General features: G+C 30.7%; 23 protein-coding genes, 1 tRNA gene and 1 other annotated feature (1 of these 25 cut by a window edge). Of the genes, 22 read left to right on the forward strand and 2 right to left on the reverse strand.

What is annotated here, in order from left to right; genetic code table 11:
- Positions 1–28 (reverse strand) — a binding site (T-box leader) (it extends 180 nt beyond the left edge of the window).
- A gap of 84 nt (positions 29–112) precedes the next feature.
- On the forward strand, positions 113–502 hold the full coding sequence (locus tag B5D15_RS10555) for a RidA family protein (RefSeq protein WP_078697094.1): 390 nt from the start codon (positions 113–115) through the stop codon (positions 500–502).
- Between the two features lie 3 nt (positions 503–505).
- Here B5D15_RS10555 and B5D15_RS10560 read toward each other — a convergent pair whose 3' ends face one another.
- Positions 506–1,729 carry a D-alanyl-D-alanine carboxypeptidase family protein gene (locus tag B5D15_RS10560; RefSeq protein ID WP_078697095.1) on the reverse strand — a complete coding sequence of 408 codons (1,224 nt, stop codon included), beginning with the start codon at positions 1,727–1,729 and terminating at the stop codon, positions 506–508.
- 114 nt (positions 1,730–1,843) lie between these two features.
- On the opposite strand from B5D15_RS10560, the gene B5D15_RS10565 reads away from it, so the two are divergent.
- The 19 genes from B5D15_RS10565 (at position 1,844) to holA (ending at position 19,440) form a co-directional block, all read left to right on the forward strand.
- Positions 1,844–2,425: a ComEA family DNA-binding protein gene (locus B5D15_RS10565; RefSeq protein ID WP_143287288.1), complete on the forward strand. Its 582-nt coding sequence runs from the start codon at positions 1,844–1,846 to the stop codon at positions 2,423–2,425.
- A gap of 67 nt (positions 2,426–2,492) precedes the next feature.
- Positions 2,493–3,527: a selenide, water dikinase SelD gene (gene selD, locus B5D15_RS10570; protein ID WP_078697097.1), complete on the forward strand. Its 1,035-nt coding sequence runs from the start codon at positions 2,493–2,495 to the stop codon at positions 3,525–3,527.
- Between the two features lie 23 nt (positions 3,528–3,550).
- Complete coding sequence (gene selA / locus B5D15_RS10575; protein ID WP_078697098.1) at positions 3,551–4,942, forward strand: L-seryl-tRNA(Sec) selenium transferase; 1,392 nt, start codon at positions 3,551–3,553, stop codon at positions 4,940–4,942.
- Positions 4,943–4,946: 4 nt separating this feature from the next.
- Positions 4,947–6,854, forward strand: coding sequence for a selenocysteine-specific translation elongation factor (gene selB, locus B5D15_RS10580; protein ID WP_078697099.1), 1,908 nt, complete (start codon positions 4,947–4,949; stop codon positions 6,852–6,854).
- A 73-nt stretch (positions 6,855–6,927) separates the two neighbouring features.
- Positions 6,928–7,024 (forward strand) — tRNA-Sec (locus tag B5D15_RS15460).
- A gap of 151 nt (positions 7,025–7,175) precedes the next feature.
- The gene (locus B5D15_RS10585; protein ID WP_078697100.1) at positions 7,176–7,415 is read left to right on the forward strand and encodes a hypothetical protein; all 240 of its coding nucleotides are present in this window, start codon (positions 7,176–7,178) and stop codon (positions 7,413–7,415) included.
- Between the two features lie 583 nt (positions 7,416–7,998).
- Positions 7,999–9,321 carry an electron transport complex subunit RsxC gene (rsxC, locus tag B5D15_RS10590; protein WP_078697101.1) on the forward strand — a complete coding sequence of 441 codons (1,323 nt, stop codon included), beginning with the start codon at positions 7,999–8,001 and terminating at the stop codon, positions 9,319–9,321.
- Positions 9,322–9,336: 15 nt separating this feature from the next.
- On the forward strand, positions 9,337–10,269 hold the full coding sequence (locus B5D15_RS10595; RefSeq protein ID WP_078697102.1) for an RnfABCDGE type electron transport complex subunit D: 933 nt from the start codon (positions 9,337–9,339) through the stop codon (positions 10,267–10,269).
- Positions 10,270–10,842: an RnfABCDGE type electron transport complex subunit G gene (locus B5D15_RS10600; protein WP_078697103.1), complete on the forward strand. Its 573-nt coding sequence runs from the start codon at positions 10,270–10,272 to the stop codon at positions 10,840–10,842. It abuts the gene before it with no gap.
- A complete protein-coding gene (rsxE, locus tag B5D15_RS10605; RefSeq protein WP_078697104.1) occupies positions 10,842–11,513 on the forward strand; it encodes an electron transport complex subunit RsxE in 672 nt (223 codons plus the stop codon). The genes B5D15_RS10600 and rsxE overlap by 1 nt, the downstream gene beginning before the upstream one ends.
- 32 nt (positions 11,514–11,545) lie before the next feature.
- The gene (gene rsxA / locus B5D15_RS10610; RefSeq protein ID WP_078697105.1) at positions 11,546–12,124 is read left to right on the forward strand and encodes an electron transport complex subunit RsxA; all 579 of its coding nucleotides are present in this window, start codon (positions 11,546–11,548) and stop codon (positions 12,122–12,124) included.
- Positions 12,125–12,135: 11 nt separating this feature from the next.
- The gene (locus B5D15_RS10615) at positions 12,136–12,966 is read left to right on the forward strand and encodes an RnfABCDGE type electron transport complex subunit B (RefSeq protein WP_078697106.1); all 831 of its coding nucleotides are present in this window, start codon (positions 12,136–12,138) and stop codon (positions 12,964–12,966) included.
- 100 nt (positions 12,967–13,066) lie between these two features.
- Positions 13,067–14,239, forward strand: a complete 1,173-nt coding sequence (locus tag B5D15_RS10620; RefSeq protein WP_078697107.1) for a D-alanyl-D-alanine carboxypeptidase family protein — start codon at positions 13,067–13,069, stop codon at positions 14,237–14,239.
- A 4-nt stretch (positions 14,240–14,243) separates the two neighbouring features.
- Positions 14,244–14,393 (forward strand): hypothetical protein, encoded by a 150-nt coding sequence (locus B5D15_RS15465; protein WP_179122268.1) that lies wholly within the window; start codon positions 14,244–14,246, stop codon positions 14,391–14,393.
- A 25-nt stretch (positions 14,394–14,418) separates the two neighbouring features.
- Positions 14,419–15,120 (forward strand): TVP38/TMEM64 family protein, encoded by a 702-nt coding sequence (locus B5D15_RS10625; RefSeq protein WP_078697108.1) that lies wholly within the window; start codon positions 14,419–14,421, stop codon positions 15,118–15,120.
- Positions 15,121–15,290: 170 nt separating this feature from the next.
- Complete coding sequence (locus tag B5D15_RS10630; RefSeq protein WP_078697109.1) at positions 15,291–15,818, forward strand: ECF transporter S component; 528 nt, start codon at positions 15,291–15,293, stop codon at positions 15,816–15,818.
- Positions 15,819–15,912: 94 nt separating this feature from the next.
- On the forward strand, positions 15,913–16,173 hold the full coding sequence (locus B5D15_RS10635; RefSeq protein WP_078697110.1) for a hypothetical protein: 261 nt from the start codon (positions 15,913–15,915) through the stop codon (positions 16,171–16,173).
- Between the two features lie 19 nt (positions 16,174–16,192).
- A complete protein-coding gene (locus B5D15_RS10640; RefSeq protein WP_078697111.1) occupies positions 16,193–18,334 on the forward strand; it encodes a DNA internalization-related competence protein ComEC/Rec2 in 2,142 nt (713 codons plus the stop codon).
- Between the two features lie 26 nt (positions 18,335–18,360).
- The gene (gene holA, locus B5D15_RS10645; protein WP_179122269.1) at positions 18,361–19,440 is read left to right on the forward strand and encodes a DNA polymerase III subunit delta; all 1,080 of its coding nucleotides are present in this window, start codon (positions 18,361–18,363) and stop codon (positions 19,438–19,440) included.
- Positions 19,441–19,476: 36 nt separating this feature from the next.
- On the opposite strand, the gene rpsT is transcribed toward holA, so the two are convergent.
- Positions 19,477–19,749, reverse strand: a complete 273-nt coding sequence (gene rpsT / locus B5D15_RS10650; RefSeq protein ID WP_078697113.1) for a 30S ribosomal protein S20 — start codon at positions 19,747–19,749, stop codon at positions 19,477–19,479.
- Positions 19,750–19,949: 200 nt separating this feature from the next.
- Between rpsT and gpr the strand changes: the two genes are divergently transcribed.
- Both gpr and spoIIP read left to right on the forward strand, forming a co-directional pair.
- A complete protein-coding gene (gene gpr / locus B5D15_RS10655) occupies positions 19,950–20,927 on the forward strand; it encodes a GPR endopeptidase (RefSeq protein ID WP_078697114.1) in 978 nt (325 codons plus the stop codon).
- A gap of 134 nt (positions 20,928–21,061) precedes the next feature.
- Complete coding sequence (gene spoIIP, locus B5D15_RS10660; protein ID WP_179122270.1) at positions 21,062–22,213, forward strand: stage II sporulation protein P; 1,152 nt, start codon at positions 21,062–21,064, stop codon at positions 22,211–22,213.
- Positions 22,214–22,396 lie beyond the last annotated feature (183 nt).

The raw sequence follows: 22,396 nt of genomic DNA on the forward strand, positions 1-22,396 counted from the left end.
TCTTACTGCTTCTTTTCACAGCCTTTATTGATTTATAATGTATTTTAGCAAATTGTACTATAAAAATCAATGGTGTATAATATAATTAATATGAATTTAAGGAGGTTTCTAAATGGAAAAAGTAGTAATAAGCACAAAAAATGCTCCTGCAGCAATAGGACCTTATTCACAGGCTATTAAAGCAGGAAATTTTGTGTTCACTTCAGGACAAGTTCCAATAAATCCTGAAAACGGAGAACTTGTAACAAGCGATATAAAATCTGCAGCAAAACAATCCCTTGAAAATGTAAAGGCAGTCCTTGAAGCAGCAGGAACAGGACTTGAAAATGTTGTTAAAACAACAGTATTTTTAAAGGACATGAATGACTTTGCAGCAGTTAATGAGGTTTATGCTACATATTTTACAGATAAAATGCCTGCAAGATCAGCAGTTCAGGTAGCAAAGCTTCCTAAGGATGCTATGGTTGAAATTGAGGCTGTTGCAGTAATTAAAGAAAATTAAAGGTCAGATTTTTCTGACCTTCTTTTTATATTTAATATAAAAACCTCTCGATAGAAAAAGCCCTATAAATGTGAATACAGGAATATAGATATATTTTTTAGGTATAACTTTTTTATAATCTCCATTTTTATTTGACTGAATTTGATACATTCCTCCATCATAATCCTTTTCAGCTATAAGATTTATTTTATCTTTATTATTGTTATAGGATAATTCAACATATCCAACTACTTGTCCTTTCTTAATTGATTTAAAAGAACTATCCAATACAACATTTTTATCTACATTAATATTTTCTGAATTTTTATAAGTAACATAATAGTCTTTTTCACAAAAAACAGGTATTGAAGTATTGCTGTCGATATTGATTTGCGAGAAAGGTTCATCTTTACTAAGTATTTTTTTTGTAGTGTAATTTTTAAAACCATAATCGAATAGCTTTTTTGAGTCAGCATAATAGTTTTTATCGCTGTTTAAAAACACTGTAAGAAGATGCATATTGTTTTTAGTCGCTGAGCCTACAAAAGTATGATTTGCTTTTATAGTATAACCTGTTTTTACTCCATCTGCACCTTCATATTTATATCCTCGGGTTGTTAAAAGTTTATTATGATTGTGTAAGTATCTAATCTGTGGCTGCTTATTTGTTGGAGGTATTTGATAGGATTTTGTTGCAACTATTTTTTTGAAAATAGGATTTTCCATAGCATATCTTGCAATAATTGCAAGATCTTCAGCACAGGTATAATGATTATCATCATAAAGACCGTTTGGATTAACGAAATTAGTATTTTTACAGCCAAGCTCTATTGCTTTTTGATTCATAAGCTGAGCAAAATTTTCTTTTGAACCAGAAATATACTCTGCAAGGCATAGAGCTGCATCGTTAGCGGATTCTAACATCATTGCATAAAGAAGCTGCTCTATTGTAAGTTCTTCTCCTTCAAGCAGATATATTTTGCTCCCCTCTTCATAGGGAGGTTTTTTTCCAACAACGACTTTTTCATCAAGATTGCATTTTTCAAGAGTAATAATGGCAGTCATGATTTTTGTTGTACTTGCAGGGGCAAACCTTTGATTTATATTTTTACTGTAAAGAATTTTTCCTGAGTCTAAATCCATAAGCAAACATCCCCTTGCAGAAACATCTAAATTATCCGCATAAGATTTTAGGGGATAAAAAAGTATTAAAAAAATAATCATAAATGAAATTAATTTTTTAAACATGTAAAGCCTCCTTTTTATTGTGCTTTTTTTATTATATCAAAAAAAATCATCAATATACAGTTTTATGGGTTTAAAAACTTATATATATGTAAAAAATTCTATATGGTGATATTTATGGATTTAACAAGGCGAGAAAAAATAGGGATTTTAGTATTTAGTTTAATTTTAATATTTACTTTATCTTTTTCATATTTCAAAAATAAAAACGCTTCAAAAATTGAAGTTATGAATGAAAAAGCTATAAGCAAAGAAGAAAATATTGAGAAAATGGATGATATAAAGGTTTATATTACGGGTGAGGTTAAAAAACCCGGAGTATATTCCCTTAAAAATGGAGATAGAGCGGAAAAGGCTGTTGAACTTGCAGGGGGATTTACAGAAAGGGCAGATAAAAATTCAATTAATCTTGCGATGAAACTTAAGGATGAAGACTATATAAAAGTTGAAAGTACTCAGTCTTCATCATCTTCGATTCAAACTAATATTCAAATTAATTTATCAAATAAAATAAATATAAATACTGCAGATAAAGAACAGTTAAAAACTCTTCCAAGAATAGGTGATTCTCTTGCTGAAAGAATTATAGATTTTAGAAATAAAAATGGACCATTTAAAAGAATTGAGGATATTAAAAAGGTAAGTGGAATTGGGGATAAGATGTTTGAAAATATAAAAGATAAAATATCCGTTTATTGATATTGAAGAATCTATCCAAGTCATATAAAATAAGCTTGTAAGTTTATTTATAATAAGAGGTGATTTTATGATAGACGGTGTAAGACTTACTCAGATGACAGAAGCCTCAGGATGAGCAGCTAAAATAGGGCCAGATGCCCTTGCACAGGTTCTGTGCAATTTACCTAAAACTTTTGATGAAAAACTAATGGTTGGAATAGATACATCAGATGATGCTGCTGTTTATAAAATCGATGATAACACAGCGATTATTCAAACTATTGACTTTTTTACTCCAATAGTTGATGATCCATATATGTTTGGCCAGATAGCCGCTACTAACTCCTTAAGCGATGTTTATGCAATGGGAGGGAAACCTGTGCTTGTAATGAACGTTGTATGTTTTCCTTCCTGCATGGATATGAAAATTCTTGGCGAAATTTTAAAAGGAGGAGCAGACAAGGTTATTGAGGCTGGAGCAGTAATTGCAGGAGGACATACTATAGATGATAAAGTTCCTAAATATGGTTTATCAGTAATGGGTATTGTGCATCCAAATAAGGTTTTGCCTAATGCCAATTCAAAACCGGGGGATATACTTATTCTAACAAAACCCTTGGGAACTGGAATTATTAATACTGCAATCAAAGGGGAACTTGCAAGTAAAAATGAAATCGATGAAGCTATAAAAATTATGTCTACATTAAATAAATATGCAGCAGAGGTTGCATCGAAATACGATATTAATGCATGTACAGATATAACAGGCTTTGGACTTTTAGGCCATGCTCTCGAGATGGCAGAGGGAAGCGATGTTTCTATACACATTATCAGTGAGAATATATCATATATAACTGGTACAAAGGATTATGCAATGATGGGAATTATTCCAGGAGGAGCCTATAGAAACAAAAAGCATATTGAAAAGGAATTAAAAGTTTTAATAGATGAAGAATACATTATAGACATTTTGGTGGATCCACAAACTTCAGGAGGACTTTTATACTCGCTTCCAGAGAAAGATGGATTAAAACTATTAGACGAGCTGAAAAATTCAGGAATAAATGCTTTTGTTGCTGGATATGTAAAAGAGTATAAAGAAAAAAGAATATACGTTGAGTAAACTTAAGGAAGGAGCAATATTTAATGGAAAGTAGAGAATTACTTTCATATTTGCCAAAGGTTGATGTACTATTAAATGATATAAATATTATTTCTATAAAGGATGTTTCAAGAAATATTGTTTTAGAATCGGTAAGAGAAACGATTGATGAATATAGAAAAAAAATATTAAGTGGAGAATTGAAAAGTTTTGAATATGAGGACATCGTTAATGATGTTTTAATAAAAGTAAAGAAAAAAAGTTCCATGCATCTTAAAAGGGTAATAAATGCAACAGGTACTGTTTTGCATACAAATCTTGGCAGAGCAGTTCTATCAAAATCAGCGATTGATGCGGTTATAAATGCTGCTTCGAGATACAGCAATCTGGAGTTTGACCTTGAAAAGGGTGTAAGGGGTTCAAGATACAGCCACGTGGAAGAACTTATATGTAAAATAACTGGTGCCGAAGCTGCAATGGTAGTAAACAATAACGCTGCAGCGGTTATGCTTGTCCTTTCAACGCTCTCAAAAGGTAAGGAGGCAATAGTTTCAAGGGGGCAGCTCGTTGAAATAGGAGGATCTTTCAGAGTTCCTGCTGTTATGGAACAAAGCGGTGCGAGATTAGTTGAGGTTGGAACTACTAACAGAACACATCTTTATGACTATGAAAATGCGATAAACGATAATACAGGAGTAATATTAAAAGTTCATCAGAGCAATTATAAAATACTTGGTTTTACTGAGGAAGTTTCAATTGAGGATTTAATGCAACTTGGGAAAAAATATGATATACCTGTTGTTGAGGATATAGGAAGCGGCGTTTTTATAGATATGGTTAAATATGGTCTGACCTATGAACCCACTGTTCAGGAGAGCATTAAAAAAGGAATAGATGTTGTAACCTTCAGTGGTGATAAAATGCTTGGAGGACCTCAGGCAGGAATTATAGCTGGAAAGAAAAAGTATATAGATAAAATGAAAAAAAATCAGCTTACTCGCGCACTTAGAATAGATAAAATGACTCTTGCAGCCCTTGAAGCGACATTAAGACTTTATTTGGATGAAAGCACTGCAATAAATGAAATAATAGTGCTTAGAATGTTAACCCTCGATATTGAAACTTTAAGAAAAAGCGCCCAGAAACTATCAAAGATGCTCAAATCAAGATTGAAAGATTTTTGTGAAGTTGAAATAATAAAGGAATTTTCGCAGGTTGGAGGCGGAGCAATGCCTCTTGAGAACCTTGAGACCTATGTTGTTGCAATAAAACCATTGAATATGTCATTGGAAAAAATGGATTACCTATTAAGAAGTCTCGATGTGCCAATAATTGGAAGAATCTACAAAGACAGAATGTTGTTCGATGTTAGAACGTTATTTGAAGAAGAATATAAAATTATAGCAGATTCATTATATAAGATTTCTCAGGAGTGATATTATGCAGCATATCGTAATTGGTACCGCAGGTCATATAGACCATGGTAAGACTACGCTTATAAAAGCTTTAACTGGAAGGGATACAGATACGCTAAGGGAAGAAAAAGAGAGAGGAATATCTATTAACCTCGGATTTACATATTTTGATTTGCCTTCAGGTAAAAGGGCAGGTATAGTAGATGTCCCTGGGCATGAAAGATTTATAAAAAACATGCTTGCTGGTGTTGGAGGCATTGATGTTGTTCTGCTTGTTATTGCAGCAGATGAAGGAGTAATGCCTCAGACAGTAGAGCATGTAAATATACTCGAACTTTTAGACATTAAAAAAGGTATTGTTGTTATTACTAAAAAGGATATGGTTGATGATGAATGGCTTAAAATGATAGCTGACGATATTAAAAAATACTTAGGCTCAACATTTTTAAAGGAGGCTCCAATTATTCCTGTCTCATCGATAAATGGTGATGGACTTGACATATTAACGAAAACAATAGATGAAATGACACAGGAAATTGAAGATAGGGATGTTGTGACTGATTTTAGGCTTCCAATAGACAGAGTATTTACAATAAGCGGATTTGGTACTGTTGTTACGGGTACGCTTATTTCAGGTACGATTAAAGAGGGAGACTTGTGTGAAATATATACCAAGGGAATAAAAACAAAAATAAGAAGTATACAAGTTCATGAAGAATCAGTAAAGGAAGCTGGTGCAGGGCAAAGAGTAGCAGTAAATCTATCCGGGGTAAAAACTGATGAAGTACAAAGAGGAGATGTACTATCAAAGGTTGGAGCTATGGAAAGTTCCTTGATTATAGATTGCAGATTAAAATATTTAAAGGATGCTGAAAAGCCTTTAAAAAACAGAGATAGAATAAGACTATATCATGGAACCTCCGAGATATTAGGAAGGGTTATAATACTCGATAAAGAAATTGTAAACCCTGGTGATACTGCTCTAATTCAGATAAGGCTTGAGGGAAGCATTGCAGCAAGGAGGGGAGATAAATACGTTATAAGAAGTTACTCTCCAATGCATACGATTGGAGGAGGGACAATACTTGAACCTAATGCTGCAAAGCATAAAATAAATGATAAAAAAGTAATTGAAGAGCTGCTTTTAAAAGAAAAAGGAAATCCATCAGAAGTAGTAGAAAAAACTATAGAAAAATTCAGCAACGTTTTCCCAAAAAAAGAAGATATCATAAAACTTTCTGGTAAAGGAGTATTAAATGCCGAAGATATTATAAGTGATTTGATAAATAAAGGTAAAATATTCGAAATTAAAAGCGGAGACGGAAATGTATATATACATATAAAATATATAGAACATCAAAAGGAAAATGCGTCAAAACTTCTTAAAGATTATCATGGTTTAAATCCTTTAAAAGCAGGAATGCCTAAAGAAGAGTTTAAAGTTAAATTATTTGGGAAAAATATCAAACAGAGATTATACGATGAATTGCTGCTTTTATTAAAGGAAGATACTATCGATTTAAGTGAAAATTATATTTGGCTGAAGGGATTTGAGATAAAATTTGATGATAAACAAGAGAAGATAAAAGAGGAAATTATAAAAAAATTTGAGGAAGCACATTTTCAACCTCCAAAGGCCGAAGATATGCTTAAGGGTTTTGGAAAAGAAGAAAAATCAGCTAAAATGGTTTTTGCATCCTTAGTAGATATGGATAAAATCATAAAAATAAATGAAGAAATGTATTTGACTAAAGAGAATTATGAAGAAGCAAAAAATTTAATTCGCAATATTATTGAAAATAATGGATTTATTACCCTCGGAGAATTTAGAGATAAAATAGGCAGTAGCAGAAAATATGCAGTTGCATTATTGGAACATTTTGATACAGTAAAATTTACAAAAAGATTAGAAGATAAAAGAGTTTTATATTAAAAAAAATAATAAGTTCCAAATAATGTATTTGATAATATAATAATTATATGATAGAATATATATCGTCATCTTTGGGAGTAGATAGGTGCTGGTGTGCCTGCCGGTCTTCAAAACCGTGTTGCCGTGCTGAGACCACGACGGGTGGGTTCGATTCCCACATACTCCCGCCAAAAATAATCAAAATCAAAGAATTCAATTGTTATAAAAGCAATTGCAATTCTTTTTTTGTATTTATATAAAAAAGACCTTAAATATAAAAGAAAAATAGTCCTTTCTCATACTTCTCTTAAATGGTATAATAAATTTACTGGAGGAGATAAGATGGATAATGAAAAATTATTTGAATTAATGGAAAAGATGTATGCTGATTTAAAAGGCAGTCAAGAAAAGATGTATTCTGATATTGCAGGACGATTTGAAGCTTTACATATAGAAATGAGGCAGAGCTTTTTAAAATTAGAAAATGAGTTAAATGAAACTAAGAAAACATTATACGATGGTTATGCTCAAAATACAGAAAGTATTAAAAGAATTGAAATGAAATTAGATGAAATTAGATGAAATATCAGACAAAGTTGATAGACATGATATTAAGATACAGGTAATTGAAGGCGGTAGAAAGGCTTTATAAGAGTAAAGAAGGGTTAGGAGAAATTTGTTCTTTTAATTTTACTTTTAAGATGCAGAAATGGAATTTGAAAAACCTTTCAAAGAAAAATGCAGAACATTTGAGGTTATAAATACTTTAATTTAAGTATTTATAGCCTTTTTTATTTACTATTACTGCATATTTAGATTAAAAATAAAATTTAAAAAATATTTTATTATATATTTATGATTATTATAGATTAATTATTTTATAAATAAACAAAAATATATGTTTTTTAATGATGATTATGGTAGCTTTTGTTTTTTATTTTGAAACAGAAGAAGAATAATGAAAGTAATAACGTTAATACATATATATATATAAATAAAAACGCATAAATATAACACAATATTCATGCTAAGTTAATAAATTAACATTGTTGCAAAGTTGTAAAGAATAATATAAAATAATTAAGTATGGTCGAGTAATGTCAGTAATAAAAATTTATATGACACAATATGGACTTCATTTCATAAATAGAATGGAGGTTAAATTATGAGCATTCTAACATTTAAAAAAGGTGTACATCCACCTCATAGGAAACACCTTACAGAGCATAAGCCAATTGAATATTTATTACCAAAACAGATTCTTGTTTATCCAATGATACAGCATATTGGTGCACCCTGTGAACCTATTGTTAAAAAAGGAGATAGAGTATTACTTGGACAAAAAATAGGTGAAGCTAAGGGATTTGTTTCAGCTCCAATACACAGCAGTGTATCAGGAACTGTTAAAGATGTTGCACCTGTACTTCATCCTAATGGTTCAAAGATACTTTCAGTTATAGTTGAAAACGATGGACTTTACGAAAAAGCTGAAGGTATGGAAAAAAGAGAGGATTATAAAAACCTTTCTAAAGATGAGCTTATAAAGATAATTCAAGAAGCAGGAATTGTTGGAATGGGTGGAGCTGGATTCCCAACTCATGTAAAGCTGTCCCCTCCCCCTGATAAGAAAATTGATTCTATTATTGTTAACGCAGCAGAATGTGAGCCATTTTTAACGTCCGACCATAGGGTTTTACTTGAAGAAACTCAAAGGGTTGTTGATGGATTAAAGATTGTTCTTCATATGTTCCCAGAGGCAAAGGGATATATAGGTATAGAAGACAATAAAATGGATGCTGTTGAGGCTGTTAAGAAAGTTGTTAAAGATGAAAAAAATATAGAAGTTAAGGTACTAAAAACTAAATATCCTCAAGGAGCAGAAAAGCAGCTTATCTATGCAATAACAAAGAGGGAAGTTCCATCCGGAAAGCTTCCAGCAGATGTTGGTTGTATAGTTCAAAACGTTGAAACTATGGTTGCAATAGAAAGAGCTGTATTAAGAGGAAGACCTCTTATGAGAAGAATTGTAACTGTAACTGGTGGGGCTATAACTGAGCCTAAAAATCTAAATGTAAGGCTCGGAATGTCCTTTAGAGAACTTATAGAAGCTTGTGGAGGATTTAAAAAGGAACCTGCAAAGATAATAGCAGGAGGTCCTATGATGGGAATCGCAGTTTTCTCAATCGATATACCTGTTGTTAAAGGTACTTCTGCAATACTTTGTTTAACAGAAGAAGAAGCTGCAATACCAGAAGAATCTAATTGTATTAGATGCGGAAAATGTGTTGAAGCCTGCCCAATGAATTTACTTCCGGCAGCATTAAATTCCTTTGCCTTAAGAAATGATTTAGAGCAGTTTGAAAAACTTCATGGTATGGACTGCATAGAGTGCGGAAGCTGTTCATTTGTATGTCCGGCAAAGAGACATCTTGTTCAATCTTTCCGAACTGCTAAGAGAACAGTAATTGCAAATAGAAAGAAAAGCTAAAATAGGAGGGATATTATGGCTGAAATGAAATTTACGGTCTCATCTTCCCCTCATATTCGCTCAAACGATACTGTTAAGGGGATTATGAGAGATGTTGTAATAGCGCTGCTTCCAGCTGCAGCTGCAGGTGTTTATTTCTTTAAAATTCAAGCATTGCTTGTAATGATTGCATCTGTTGCATCATGTGTTCTTTCAGAATATGTATGGCAAAAACTAACAAAACAAAAGGTGACTATAGGAGACTACAGCGCTGCTGTAACGGGACTTTTACTTGCATTTAACCTTCCACCTACAGTTCCGCTTTGGATTCCAGTAGTTGGTGGTATATTTGCAATAATTATAGTTAAACAGTTTTTCGGAGGTCTTGGACAAAACTTCATGAACCCAGCTCTTGCTGCAAGAGCATTTTTACTCGCATCATGGCCAGTACAGATGACTTCATGGGCTGTTGATGGAGTATCAAGCGCAACACCTCTCGGAATATTAAAAGAAGGAGGCACAGCACTTCCATCATTATTTGATGTTTTTATAGGTCACGTTGGAGGATGTATTGGAGAAACTTCAGCTCTTGCTCTTATTATTGGAGGATTATATCTTCTATATAAGAGAGTAATATCATGGAGAATACCAGTTACCTATATCGGAACAGTATTTGTATTAATGGGAATATTGGGAAGACATGGATTCATGTCAGGAAATCCTGTATATGAAGTATTTGCAGGTGGACTTATGCTTGGGGCTATATTTATGGCAACTGATTACTCTACATCACCTATAACTCCATTAGGACAAATAATAATGGGAATAGGATGCGGACTTTTAACATCAATAATTCGTATATATGGCGGTTATCCAGAAGGAGTTTCCTATTCAATAATTATTATGAACTTATTCGTGCCGATTATAGACAAGTATACGGCTCCAAAGGTATTTGGGGAGGTGAAGTAAATGAAGGAAAATTTAAAACCTGGTGCTATACTTTTAATAGTTACAGCGATAGCTGGATGCCTTCTTGGATGGGCTTACTCAATTACTAAAGAACCAATTGCACAGCAGGCAATAAAAGCAAATAATGAAGCTATGAGAGAAATACTCCCAATGGCAGATCAGTTTAATAAATTAGATGCAGCAATACCTGATGGAAGCATAGTTAAAGAAGTTAATGAAGGCAAAAAAGGAAATGATGTTGTAGGATATGCAATTAAAGTAACACCAAAGGGCTATGGCGGAATGATAGAAATGATGGTTGGAATATCAACTGACGGAAAAGTAAGCGGTATAAAAATATTATCTCATTCAGAAACTCCAGGACTTGGAGCAAATGCACCAAGCAAAGAGTTTTCAGGACAATATAAGGATAAGGCAATAAATCCTCCTTTGGAAGTAGTTAAAGGTACTGCATCAAAACCAAATCAGATACAGGCTATCACAGGCGCTACTATTACTTCTAAAGCAGTAACAAAAGGCGTAAATGAGGCAATTAATTTTTATACCTCTAATTTGAAAGGAGGAAGCAAGTGATGAAGGTGGCTTTAGAAAGATTAAAAAATGGTATTTTTAAAGAAAATCCAATATTTGTACAGGTTCTTGCAATGTGCCCAACACTTGCTGTTACTACGAGTGCAACAAACGGGATAGGAATGGGACTTGCTACAACTGCAGTTCTTGTAGCTTCTAATATAGCAATTTCTATTATTAGAAAACTTATTCCTTCAAAAATAAGAATACCTGCTTATATAGTCGTTATTGCTTCCTTTGTTACACTTATTCAGTTTTTACTTCAGGGATTTGTACCAGGGCTTTATAAGTCTCTTGGTATATTCATACCTCTTATAGTTGTTAACTGTGTAATTCTTGGAAGAGCGGAAGCATATGCATCAAAGAATGGAGTTTTTGCTTCAATGTTTGATGGACTTGGAATGGGACTCGGATTTGCTTTATCACTTACTATTCTTGGTACAATAAGAGAACTTCTTGGTACAGGAAAAGTATTTGGATTCCAAGTTATGCCTATGTCATATAAACCAGCCATAATTATGATACTTGCACCTGGTGCATTCTTTACTCTTGGAATATTAATGGCGCTTATAAATTTATATAGAATTAAAAATGCAAAGGATGGAGAGGCGCCAAAGCTTGTTGAACCAGGATGTGCAGGCTGCGGACTTTGCGGAAAATGTGATTCAAAATAAAGGAATAAGCAAAGTGAGGATGGTGAGAAAAAATGAGAATATTTATTATACTTTTTAGTGCAATTCTCATAAATAATTTCGTTCTTTCAAGATTCCTTGGAATATGTTCATTTCTCGGAGTATCTAAAAAGACAGAAACAGCCTTTGGTATGGGACTTGCAGTTACATTTGTTATGGCTTTAGCATCAATAATATCATATGTTGTATATCACTTTATATTAGTGCCATTAGACATAAAATATCTGTATACAGTTGCTTTTATATTAGTTATTGCAGCACTTGTTCAGTTTGTTGAAATGGTAATCCAAAAGACAAGTCCAGCATTATATAAAGCTCTTGGAATATATCTTCCTCTTATAACAACAAACTGTGCTGTTCTTGCGGTTGCGGTTATTAACATGAATGAAAATTATAATTTCATAGAATCTATAGCAAACGGTGTAGGGGCGGCCCTCGGATATTTTCTTGCTATAGTTCTTCTTGCAGGTATTAGAGAGAGAATAGACAACAACGAAAGTATGCCTCTTGCACTAAAAGGATTTCCTATATCACTAATTACAGCAGGATTAATGTCAATAGCGTTCCTTGGATTCCAAGGACTTATAAAATAGGGGGTGATTAAATGAGCTTAAATAATATTTTATTTCCTATGATTAGTTTAGGAGGGCTCGGAATAGTTTTTGGCTCCCTTTTAGGATATGCTTCAAAGAAATTTGCAGTAGAGGTTGACCCGCGTGTTCCTGTAATAAGGGACATTCTTCCAGGAGCAAACTGCGGAGGTTGTGGATATGCGGGATGTGATGCCTGTGCAAAGGCTATGGTTGAAGGTGAAGCTGCACCAAATGCATGTCCTGTAGGAGGTTCGGAGACTGCAAAAAAAATAGGTGAGGTTCTTGGACTTAAAGTGGATGCATCAGTTAGAAAAGCTGCCTTTGTTAAATGTAATGGAACATGCAGCAATGCAAAGAATAAATATGAATACACAGGTATAGCTGACTGTAGAGATGCAGCTCTACTTTCAGGGGGAGGCTATAAGGGATGTTCCTATGGATGCCTTGGTCTTGGAAGCTGTGTAAAGGTATGTGAATTTGGAGCATTAAGCATTGTTAATGGTGTTGCAGTTATTGATGAAAACAAATGTACAAGTTGTGGTAAATGTGTAAAGACCTGCCCTAAGGGACTTATTGAAATAGTTCCTGTAGACAATAAAGTAAGAGTTATGTGTAATTCAAAGGACAAAGGAAAAGATGTTAAGGATAATTGTGCTGTAGGATGTATTGGCTGTAGGATGTGTGAAAGAGCATGTCAGTTTGGAGCAATAATATTTGAGAACAATCTTGCTAAAATTGATTATGAAAAATGCACTCAGTGTAATGCCTGTGCATTAAAATGTCCTACAAAGGCAATTAAAGGTCTATTAGTTAATAAAGAATCAATAGAAGTTGTAAGCTAAATAAAAAAAGTCTCCTGATTTCAAAATCAGGAGACTTTTATAACTTTTTAGTATTGATTATTTAGGAAAATATTGCTAAAATTAAAATTGGAGTGTAAAGATGAAAAGAAAAATATTTATAATTATACTATTTATATTTTTTTTATCTAATATTAAAGCGTTTGCGCAGGAGCAGATAGATTTAAATTCAAAAGCTGCTGTATTAATGGAATATAGTACGGGCAGGATACTTTATGATAAAAACAAAGATAGGATTTTAAATGAGGCATCTATTACCAAAATAATGACATATTATGTTTTAATGGATTTGCTAAAAGAAAAGGGAATTAAAGTAAGTGAAATCATTACTGCAAACAGCTATGCCATTCCATCAGATGCTACAAGAGCAGGATTTAGAAAAGGGGAAAGAATAACTATAAATGAACTCATTAATTCAATGCTCATTCATTCAGCAAACGATAGTGCCCTTCAGTTAGGGGAATTTTATAAGAATCTTACAGGAAAAGATATCTCGGATGCTATGAATGAAAAGGCTAAAGAAATAGGCCTTAAAAATACTTTTTATATAAATCCTACCGGCCTTAAAGAAAAGGATAAAAAAATAACTGAGAATTATACAACAGCAATGGAAACAGCAATATTAGCAAGAAACCTTTTAAAGGAATACCCAGAAATTATAGAGATTACATCTAAAAAAGAATGGGTTTACAAAAATACTAAATATAAAAATACTAATAAATTACTAAATATAAAAAAAGAAGTTGATGGCATAAAAACTGGTCATACAGATAAAGCGGGGTATTGTCTTTTATCAACAGAAAAAGTAAATTCAAAGGATAAAAATCATAAAGATTTTAGGATAATTGCAGTAGTTTTAGGAGCAGACACAGAAGCTGATAGAATAAAAGATAGTAAAAAAATTTTAGAATATGGTGAAAAAAATTATGAATTTATAAAAACAATAGATAAAAATGAAATTTTTAAATTTAGAAGTGAAATGTATAAGAATGGATATGTGGAAGGAAGAACTGATAACGATAAGTTTATTTTAAAAAAAAATGGTGAAGTTATAGAAAAAAATGCAGTTTTAAATAACAACATGACAAAGAAAATAAGGAAGGGGGATGAGATAGGAAAGGTTGTTGTTAAAAATACAACTACAGGAGAAATTTACGAATATAAATTATATTCAACTGAGGACTTTAAACCCATCTCCTTTTTTAGAAGAATATTATTATTTATAAAAAAGAAAATAAAAATTATAAGCTGGTGATAATATGAATAATAAACAACAGCTTGCTGAACTTATTCAGTTTTTTTTAAATTATGCTGATGAATTACTAAAAAAAGGTGCTATCGATCCTTTAACTTATGAACAAATTACTGAAAATAAAAGAAGTTTTTTGAAAGAATTAAATGACTATTAAATATAAAGATATGGAAGGACTTTAAATGGAAGATAATAAAATTAATTATAGAAAAATTATAACATTAATTACTTTTATTATTATAGTAGTAGTTGTTGTTGTATATTTTAAACTATATGATATATCAAATGTAGAAAGAATTGTTGAGTCCTATGGAAAACTTGCACCAATTATTTTTTTATTGCTCTGTATAATAAGACCTATTATTTTATTGCCTATAGGATTATTTTCTGTGCTTGGCGGACTGCTTTTTGGTTCTCTTAAAGGGACAATTTATACGGTAGTTGGAAGCACTATAGGTTCAATTATAGCATATTATTTGGCACGATATTGGGGAAGAAAGTGGGTTGAAAGCTTATTAAATGGGAAGTTCAAGAAAATAGATAGCAAATTTCGTGAAAAAGGATTTACAGTTACATTCCTTATGAGAGTAATACCGATTCTTCCCTGTGATGTTGTAAGCTATATATGCGGACTTTCTGATATTGATATTTTAAAATATAGTGCGGGCACAATAATAGGTATAATTCCAGGAACATTTGTGTATAGCAATTTTGGCAGTTCCCTTCATAACATTTATTCGAGTCAGTTTATTTTATCTATTGTGTTTTTGATTTTACTATCTATTTTACCATTAATAATAAAGAAGTTTTATAAAAAAGATTTGAAGGAAGAAGTAGGAATTGAATTTGAAGATAACAAAACTGAAGATAATAAAAATTTATAATAAGAAATCTTAATTAATAAGACCTTTATCCAACATAAATGGATAAAGGTTTTTTCCATTTGAATATAAATAAGACCATAAAAAAGTATTGACAAAACCCTAAAAATGATTATTATTTATTTGAAGATTAGATATAAACAATGTATCGATACAATAAGGGGGAATAAAAAATGGTAAATGAAAAAAGCAAAATAAAAAATATTGTCTATACAGCAATGGCTATAGCGCTGGTTACAGTAGCTACGATGATAATAAGGATACCATCCCCGAAGATGGGTTATATCAATTTTGGAGATATTATGATTTTTATTACTGCAGCAATTCTTGGAAGAAAAATAGGTTTTGCCGCAGGAGGACTGGGTTCTGCCTTTGCTGATATTTTAGGCGGCTATTTTATATATGCACCTGCTACTTTTATAATTAAAGGTATTGAAGGATTAATACTTGCTATGTTAGTTAAAAAGGATAAAGAGGGCAATTTAAAATCCCAGTCTATTGTCGTTGCCTCAATCCTTTCTGCACTATGGATGGTGCTGGGCTATTTTATTTATGAATATTTTATGTTTGGAGTCGGTACAGCTTATCCCAACGTTCCTGCAAATTTAATACAGGGAGGAGTCAGCGCAGCAGTTGCTATTCCAATATTGCTTGCTGCTGAAAAATCAGGAATTATGTTTAAGTTAAAAATAAATAGATAGACCTATATATTATACTGCCGTGTAAATGGCAGTTTTTTTTATTGTTATGATTTAATGATTAAAAATATGGAAAAAATAATAAAGAGGTGATTGTGTGTATAATAATGTACTAGAAAAAAGGATTAAAAAAAATGATATCTATGAAATAACAATTCAAATCCCTGAAGATGATTATTTCAATTCCTATGAAAGTTTGACGAGAGATTCTGCAGCTGAAATACTTCAAAACTATTTAAAATATCATCATGATGATGGAAAACCTGATGATATAGAAATTCATCATAATAAAAATGCTCATATAGTAAATATAAATGCTAATTTACACTATTTAGATAATAATCATAGAGAGATGTAATATATTAAGGGTGTTTTAAATGAAAAGACTTGCTCTTTATTTATATCCATTTTTTATTTTAGGAATTTTATTTTATAGTAGCAGAAACTTTTTTTATTTAGGTGCAGTATTATCTGCACTGTTTTTTATGATATATAAAAAGAAAAAATGGCTTGGAATTTTTATTGCTGCTTTTTTTATAATTGGTATTACAGCAGCATATGTTCATGGAAATATTTATAATAATAAATATAAAATTATAAAATCCTTAAATATTTTAGAAGGTTTCGTTGTTGAGAAAAACAGAGAAAGCTATATAGTAAAAAATTTTGATTGCAATTATAGAATTCAGCTTAAAGTATATGGAAAGAAAGATATTAATGCTGGAGATTATATAAAGTTTACGGGAGAGATAAAAAATAAACCATATTATAAAAATCTAATAATGAATGCATATAGCATAAATGCTTATGTTAATTGTTATAATTATGAGATTCAGAAAACAAAAAGAAATAACATTATAACTATACCTATTAGAGTCAAATATAGAATTATTGATAAACTTTTAAGTATGGACAATGTTGGAGGATCATTTATTTGCGGCCTTATATTTGGGTATGATGATGATATGAGTTATGAAGACAGAGAAAATTTTAATCAGCTTGGAATATCTCATATACTTGCCGTATCGGGTTTTAATATAGGCATAATATTTTATTTTATAAAGTTTATTTTAAGAAATGCTCCGTCTAAGCTTAGGTATTCTATAAGCATTATATTTTGTTTAATTTATACATTTCTTTCAGGCTTTCAGCCATCTATTATACGAGCCTTTTTATTAATTGTTTTGGTTACAACTTCTAAAATTTTAAATAGAATGAATGATTCTTTAAGTATACTGACAATCGCTGGATATATAATGCTTATTTTTAATAGTTACTTTATATATAACGCAGGTTTTTTACTTTCATTCTCTGCTACTTACGGAATTATTGTGTTAGATGGGAAAATCAAAGATATAATTCCTGAAAAATTAAAATTATTTAAAGATGAGATTTCGGTTGCATTGTCTGCTTTTTTAGCAACTTTTCCTATTGTTATCTGGTATAATGGATATATATCATTAATATCAGTTGTAGTAAATATTTTGATATCTCCCTTTATTGCGTTGCTTACAGTATTCAGCTTTATTACCACAATAATTTATGTTATTATTAAAGTCGATTTTATTTTTTATCCAGTTTTATATTTAGGCGGTTTATTTATAAATATTGTAAAAATTTTAACTAAAATAAACTTAATATGGACAACAGGAAGACCCAGTTTAACATTTATAATACTTTATTATGCTTTTATTATTCTTACTTTCAAACTTGTAAAAATAAAGATAAAAAATATATATTTAAATTTAATAAAGTATTTATTTGCATTTTGTATAATTTTTAGTTTGTTTTATCATCCTCCATTATTAAAAATTCATTTCCTAAACGTGGGACAGGGAGACAGTATATTTATTGAAACTCCTGAAAGATACTCTATATTAATAGATACAGGACCAGCTTTTATGGATTATTGTGCTGCGAAAGATGTAGTAGTACCATATATAAAAAGATGCGGATATAATAAAATTAATCTTTTGATTTTAACCCATATGCATTCAGACCATGCAGGAGGGCTTGAATATATTATTAAAAATTTTAATGTTGATAGTCTCTTAACATATAAAAATCCTGAGGATAATAAATATGATTTTGTTGAATTGTCATCAGGTGATAGAATAAAAATAAAGGATTTAATAATAGATATACTTTATCCTGATGCAGAAAAAGATAATACTTTAAATGGCAACGAAACCTGTCTTGTTATGAATGTAAAATATAAAAAATATTCAATGCTTTTAACTGCCGATGCACAAAGGGATGTTATGGATAATATTTTGGGACAGTTCGATGTCGTAAAGATACCTCATCATGGTTCAGCAGAATCCTTAAGTTATAAGATGCTTGACAACAGTAAAATATCCACTGCAATTATTAGCGTTGGTAAAAATAACTTTAATCATCCATCACAAAAGGTAATAAAAGCTTTAACAGAAAGAGGAATAAAAGTTTTTAGAACCGATGAATACGGGAATATAACTATTGAAACCCTTGGAGAAGGCTATAAAATTTATTTTAGGTGAAAATTATAATTTTTAAGGTGATGAATATGATAATAAATACTTATAAAGATTTTATAAAGTGTATTTCTGAAAATAAAAAAGGCGTATATGTTATTTGTGGACAAGAAAAAAATTTAATCAGAAAAAGCATCAAAAATATGTACGATTTAATATCGTCTTTTCCTGAAATGAATTTGGTAACTTTATCAGGTGAAGGAATTAATTCTGATTCTATATTAAACTCTTGTGAGACTCTTCCGTTTTTTTCTGATAGAAAATTGATTCATATAAAAAATCCTGATTTTTTTAAGAAAAGCAAAAAAGATAATAGTTTAGACAAAGCGAGTACTGAATCAAATTATAAAGATAATGATGACGTAATAGACAAAGCGTTATATAGGGATACATATTCATTTTTAAACAATTATATTTTAAATCTGCCAGAAAATATAATACTTCTTATATCCTATGAGGATGATGTTGATTTAAATAATAAATTTATTACTTCTGTAAAAAACATAGGATATCTTGTACAATATAAACTATTAAAATCTAAAGAACTTGAAGAAGTTGCATATGATATGTTTAAAGAGAGAGGAAAAGAAATTAAAAAAGCTGAAATCGCATATTTAACATCTGATATTTCATCAATAGATGAACTTGAAGTAGAAGTGGATAAGATTTGTGCATATGCATTAGAGGTTAAAGTTATAACAAAGGAGCATATCGATGCTGTAACTTCAAAGAGTATAGAGAGCAATATTTTTAAATTAATAGATGCTATTATAAAGAAAAATGCTGATATAGCTGAAAATATATTAAATTCGTTATTGTTTCAAGGAGAAAATCATCTTATAATACTTTCTATGATAATAAGGCAATATAGATTGATTTATAACGTTAAAAGATACCTGCTCCTTGGGAAAAATCACTCCGAAATAAAAAATATATTAAAAATTAAAAATGATATTGTTTTTAAAAATCTAATAAATCAGTCAAACAGCATAAATTTTAAAATATTAAAAAAAGCATTTGATATATGTCTTGAAACAGATTTTAATATAAAGAATGGAAAGCTTTCACCAAATCTTGCACTTGAAATGCTGATAGTTGAATTATGCAAATAAAAAACACCCAAAAGGGTGTTTTTATTTGCAGATTAATTATTGATTTGCAGCTGTTTTATTAAGCTTTATAGCAAGTCTTGATTTCTTTCTTGCTGCATTGTTCTTATGGATAACTCCTTTAGCAGCAGCCTTATCTATTAAATGAGAAGCTTGAGATAAAAGAGCTTTTGCTTCATCATAATTTCCCTTTTCAACAGCAGCTTCGAATTTCTTTATTGCTGTCTTTATTGAAGACTTAACCATTTTATTTCTTTCTGTTCTTATTTTTGTAATTTGTATTCTTTTTATTGCGGATTTAATATTTGCCATCTATTTCCCTCCTTTTCAAAATTAATATATAAGGGCAGATTGTGGGGAATCTGCGTACGAGTTTCTTCATTAACAAGGGATATTATAACACTAATATTTACTTAGTTCAAGTAAAATATGGATTAAATATTATATTTATTGGTTTAGTAATAAAATAATTTGGAAAAAATATTTTTAATAGATAAAAAAGGAGGAATGTTATGTTTAGTATAAGGACGGATCTTGCAGTTGAAGCTAGAGAAATATATAAAAAATCTAATAAAAGAGAAGTTCCTGGAGTTAAGGTTGATGTTGAAGAGGAGAAAGATAGCATTAAAATTACGACGGTGGAAATAGAAAATGAAGTTGGGGCTAAAATAATAGGAAAACCTGTTGGAACTTATATTACTATGGAAGTACCTAAGATTAGACATTATGATGCAGATTTTCATGATGAGTTAAGCAAGTCCTTAGCAAAACAGTTATGCAAAATAGTACAATTAAAAGAAAATCAGACAGCTTTAATAGTGGGACTGGGAAATTGGAACGTTACCCCAGACTCCCTCGGGCCAAAAGTTGTATCAAAACTTATGATTACGAGGCATTTAAAACAATATATGCCGGATCAAATCGAAGAAGGTATTTATTCTGTTTGTGCAATTTCTCCAGGTGTACTTGGAATAACGGGCATAGAAACCGCAGAAATAATTCAGGGAATAATTGAAAAAATAAAACCGGATGTATTAATTGCTATAGATGCTCTTTCGTCGAGAAAAATGGAAAGGGTTATATCTACGATACAGCTTGGTAATACGGGAATAAGTCCAGGTTCAGGTGTTGGAAATAAAAGGATGGAACTCACACAAAATTCTCTTGGGATACCTGTTATTGCAATAGGAGTTCCAACAGTAGTTGATGCTGCTACTATGTCTAATGATACTATAGACTTGATGATAGATACTTTAATTGAACAGAGTAAAGATAATAAAGAATTTTATAATATGCTCAAAAAAGTGAACAAAGAAGAAAAGTACGGCATGATAAGAGAAATATTAAATCCCTATATTGGAGATTTAATGGTAACCCCTAAAGAGATAGACAGCCTTATTGAAGACATGTCAAAAATAATAGCAAATGGTATTAATATCTGCCTGCATCCTGCAATTGAACTTAAGGATGTAAATAGATATGTACATTAACTTAGAGTATTATTTTTCAAATACATTAAAGATTTAAAAGCAGCTTTGGCTGCTTTTTTGTTATATAATTTATGCCCGTTTCATATAATGTAAAGAACTATATTCTCATGTTCAGCACAAAAGGGGATGAGGGAATGAACAGAATGTACAGAGATGAAATAATAGGAAAAATCATTTTTTTTATCGCTGGTATTTATATTCTTATAAAAATAATAATTCCTATTATTTATCCTGCGAGCATAGCTGCAGGCTTATATGATTCTTTTCAGGTATATGAAAGGATTATAGATAAATCAAATGCATATATAGAAACAGCAATGGATTATAATGATTATGAAGAAGATAAAAAAGAATTAATATCAATAATATTTAAATATTTAACAGGTATTGATATTTCAAATAATAGAAGCTATTTAACTTCTCAGATACCAATGCTTGAATTGATAGATATCACATCTTTAACTAACAAAGAAAATGGACCAGTTGTTGTTGTACCAAGAATTGTTCAGGAGGATATTGCAAATAATAGCGATAAACAATCAAATAATACTGAGCAGGGTAATAATACAAACAGCGATAATAATTCTACTAATCAAAATAATAGCAGCAATAACAATACTAACAAAACAGAAACAGAACAGAAAGTTATACCAGCAAAAACTGAACCGGTAAAAAAACTAAAGCTTGATCCTAAAAAACCTTTGGTGCTTATTTATCATACACATACAACTGAAAATTATAACCCTCAAAATAAACCAAACGAAAACTATACAACTGAATCTGATAAAGGGGTATGCAGGGTTGGTGAGGAATTAAAAAAGGAGTTGCAGGATGTTTATGGTATAGCAACAATACATGATACAACTGTACATGACCTTCCTAAAAGAGAAGGTGCATATGCAAAGTCAAGACCAACTATACAAAAATATGTTAAAAAATATCCAAGCCTAAAAATTATAATAGATCTTCATAGAGATGGAGATGTCAGCAGAAATCGTACAACAGCTATAATTAATAATGAAAAATATGCAAGGGTAATGCTTGTTGTAGGTACAAATAATAAATATCATTCTAAAAGTGAAGTTTTTGCTAAAAAAGTTAATGGGGTTTTTGAATATTTATATCCAAACTATTCGAGAGGAATAATGTATAAAAAAGGAATATATAATCAGGACTTATCTTCAAAAATTATCTTGCTCGAAGTAGGCTCTAATGAGAACAGCCTTGATGAAGCATTAAAATCAGTTAAAGTAATTGGAAAAGTTATTTCAAAAAGTATTAATTAGTTTTTAGATTATGAATAAAAATGTTTTTTTATTGACATAGAAGATAAAATATATGTTATAATTTACTTTGATTTATTATAAGTTTAAAATCTCATCTTTGACAGTTGCGAGAAGCAAAAAGCCTGTAGAACCGTTGATTATCAAGGGCTCTCAGGCTTTTGTATTTTTAAAAAAAGTGAGTAA

Origin of the sequence: Caloramator quimbayensis (genome assembly GCF_900167605.1) — a bacterium.
Classification (GTDB): Bacteria; Bacillota; Clostridia; order Clostridiales; family Caloramatoraceae; genus Caloramator_B; species Caloramator_B quimbayensis.

Bases quoted from the DNA above. Each gene is read 5' to 3' on its own strand.
- B5D15_RS10555 (WP_078697094.1), top strand. From the start codon at position 113: ATGGAAAAAGTAGTAATAAGCACAAAAAATGCTCCTGCAGCAATAGGA.
- B5D15_RS10560 (WP_078697095.1), bottom strand. From the start codon at position 1,729: ATGTTTAAAAAATTAATTTCATTTATGATTATTTTTTTAATACTTTTT.
- B5D15_RS10565 (WP_143287288.1), top strand. From the start codon at position 1,844: ATGGATTTAACAAGGCGAGAAAAAATAGGGATTTTAGTATTTAGTTTA.
- selA (WP_078697098.1), top strand. From the start codon at position 3,551: ATGGAAAGTAGAGAATTACTTTCATATTTGCCAAAGGTTGATGTACTA.
- selB (WP_078697099.1), top strand. From the start codon at position 4,947: ATGCAGCATATCGTAATTGGTACCGCAGGTCATATAGACCATGGTAAG.
- B5D15_RS10585 (WP_078697100.1), top strand. From the start codon at position 7,176: ATGGATAATGAAAAATTATTTGAATTAATGGAAAAGATGTATGCTGAT.
- rsxC (WP_078697101.1), top strand. From the start codon at position 7,999: ATGAGCATTCTAACATTTAAAAAAGGTGTACATCCACCTCATAGGAAA.
- B5D15_RS10595 (WP_078697102.1), top strand. From the start codon at position 9,337: ATGGCTGAAATGAAATTTACGGTCTCATCTTCCCCTCATATTCGCTCA.
- B5D15_RS10600 (WP_078697103.1), top strand. From the start codon at position 10,270: ATGAAGGAAAATTTAAAACCTGGTGCTATACTTTTAATAGTTACAGCG.
- rsxE (WP_078697104.1), top strand. From the start codon at position 10,842: ATGAAGGTGGCTTTAGAAAGATTAAAAAATGGTATTTTTAAAGAAAAT.
- rsxA (WP_078697105.1), top strand. From the start codon at position 11,546: ATGAGAATATTTATTATACTTTTTAGTGCAATTCTCATAAATAATTTC.
- B5D15_RS10615 (WP_078697106.1), top strand. From the start codon at position 12,136: ATGAGCTTAAATAATATTTTATTTCCTATGATTAGTTTAGGAGGGCTC.
- B5D15_RS10620 (WP_078697107.1), top strand. From the start codon at position 13,067: ATGAAAAGAAAAATATTTATAATTATACTATTTATATTTTTTTTATCT.
- B5D15_RS15465 (WP_179122268.1), top strand. From the start codon at position 14,244: ATGAATAATAAACAACAGCTTGCTGAACTTATTCAGTTTTTTTTAAAT.
- B5D15_RS10625 (WP_078697108.1), top strand. From the start codon at position 14,419: ATGGAAGATAATAAAATTAATTATAGAAAAATTATAACATTAATTACT.
- B5D15_RS10630 (WP_078697109.1), top strand. From the start codon at position 15,291: ATGGTAAATGAAAAAAGCAAAATAAAAAATATTGTCTATACAGCAATG.
- B5D15_RS10640 (WP_078697111.1), top strand. From the start codon at position 16,193: ATGAAAAGACTTGCTCTTTATTTATATCCATTTTTTATTTTAGGAATT.
- holA (WP_179122269.1), top strand. From the start codon at position 18,361: ATGATAATAAATACTTATAAAGATTTTATAAAGTGTATTTCTGAAAAT.
- rpsT (WP_078697113.1), bottom strand. From the start codon at position 19,749: ATGGCAAATATTAAATCCGCAATAAAAAGAATACAAATTACAAAAATA.
- gpr (WP_078697114.1), top strand. From the start codon at position 19,950: ATGTTTAGTATAAGGACGGATCTTGCAGTTGAAGCTAGAGAAATATAT.
- spoIIP (WP_179122270.1), top strand. From the start codon at position 21,062: ATGAACAGAATGTACAGAGATGAAATAATAGGAAAAATCATTTTTTTT.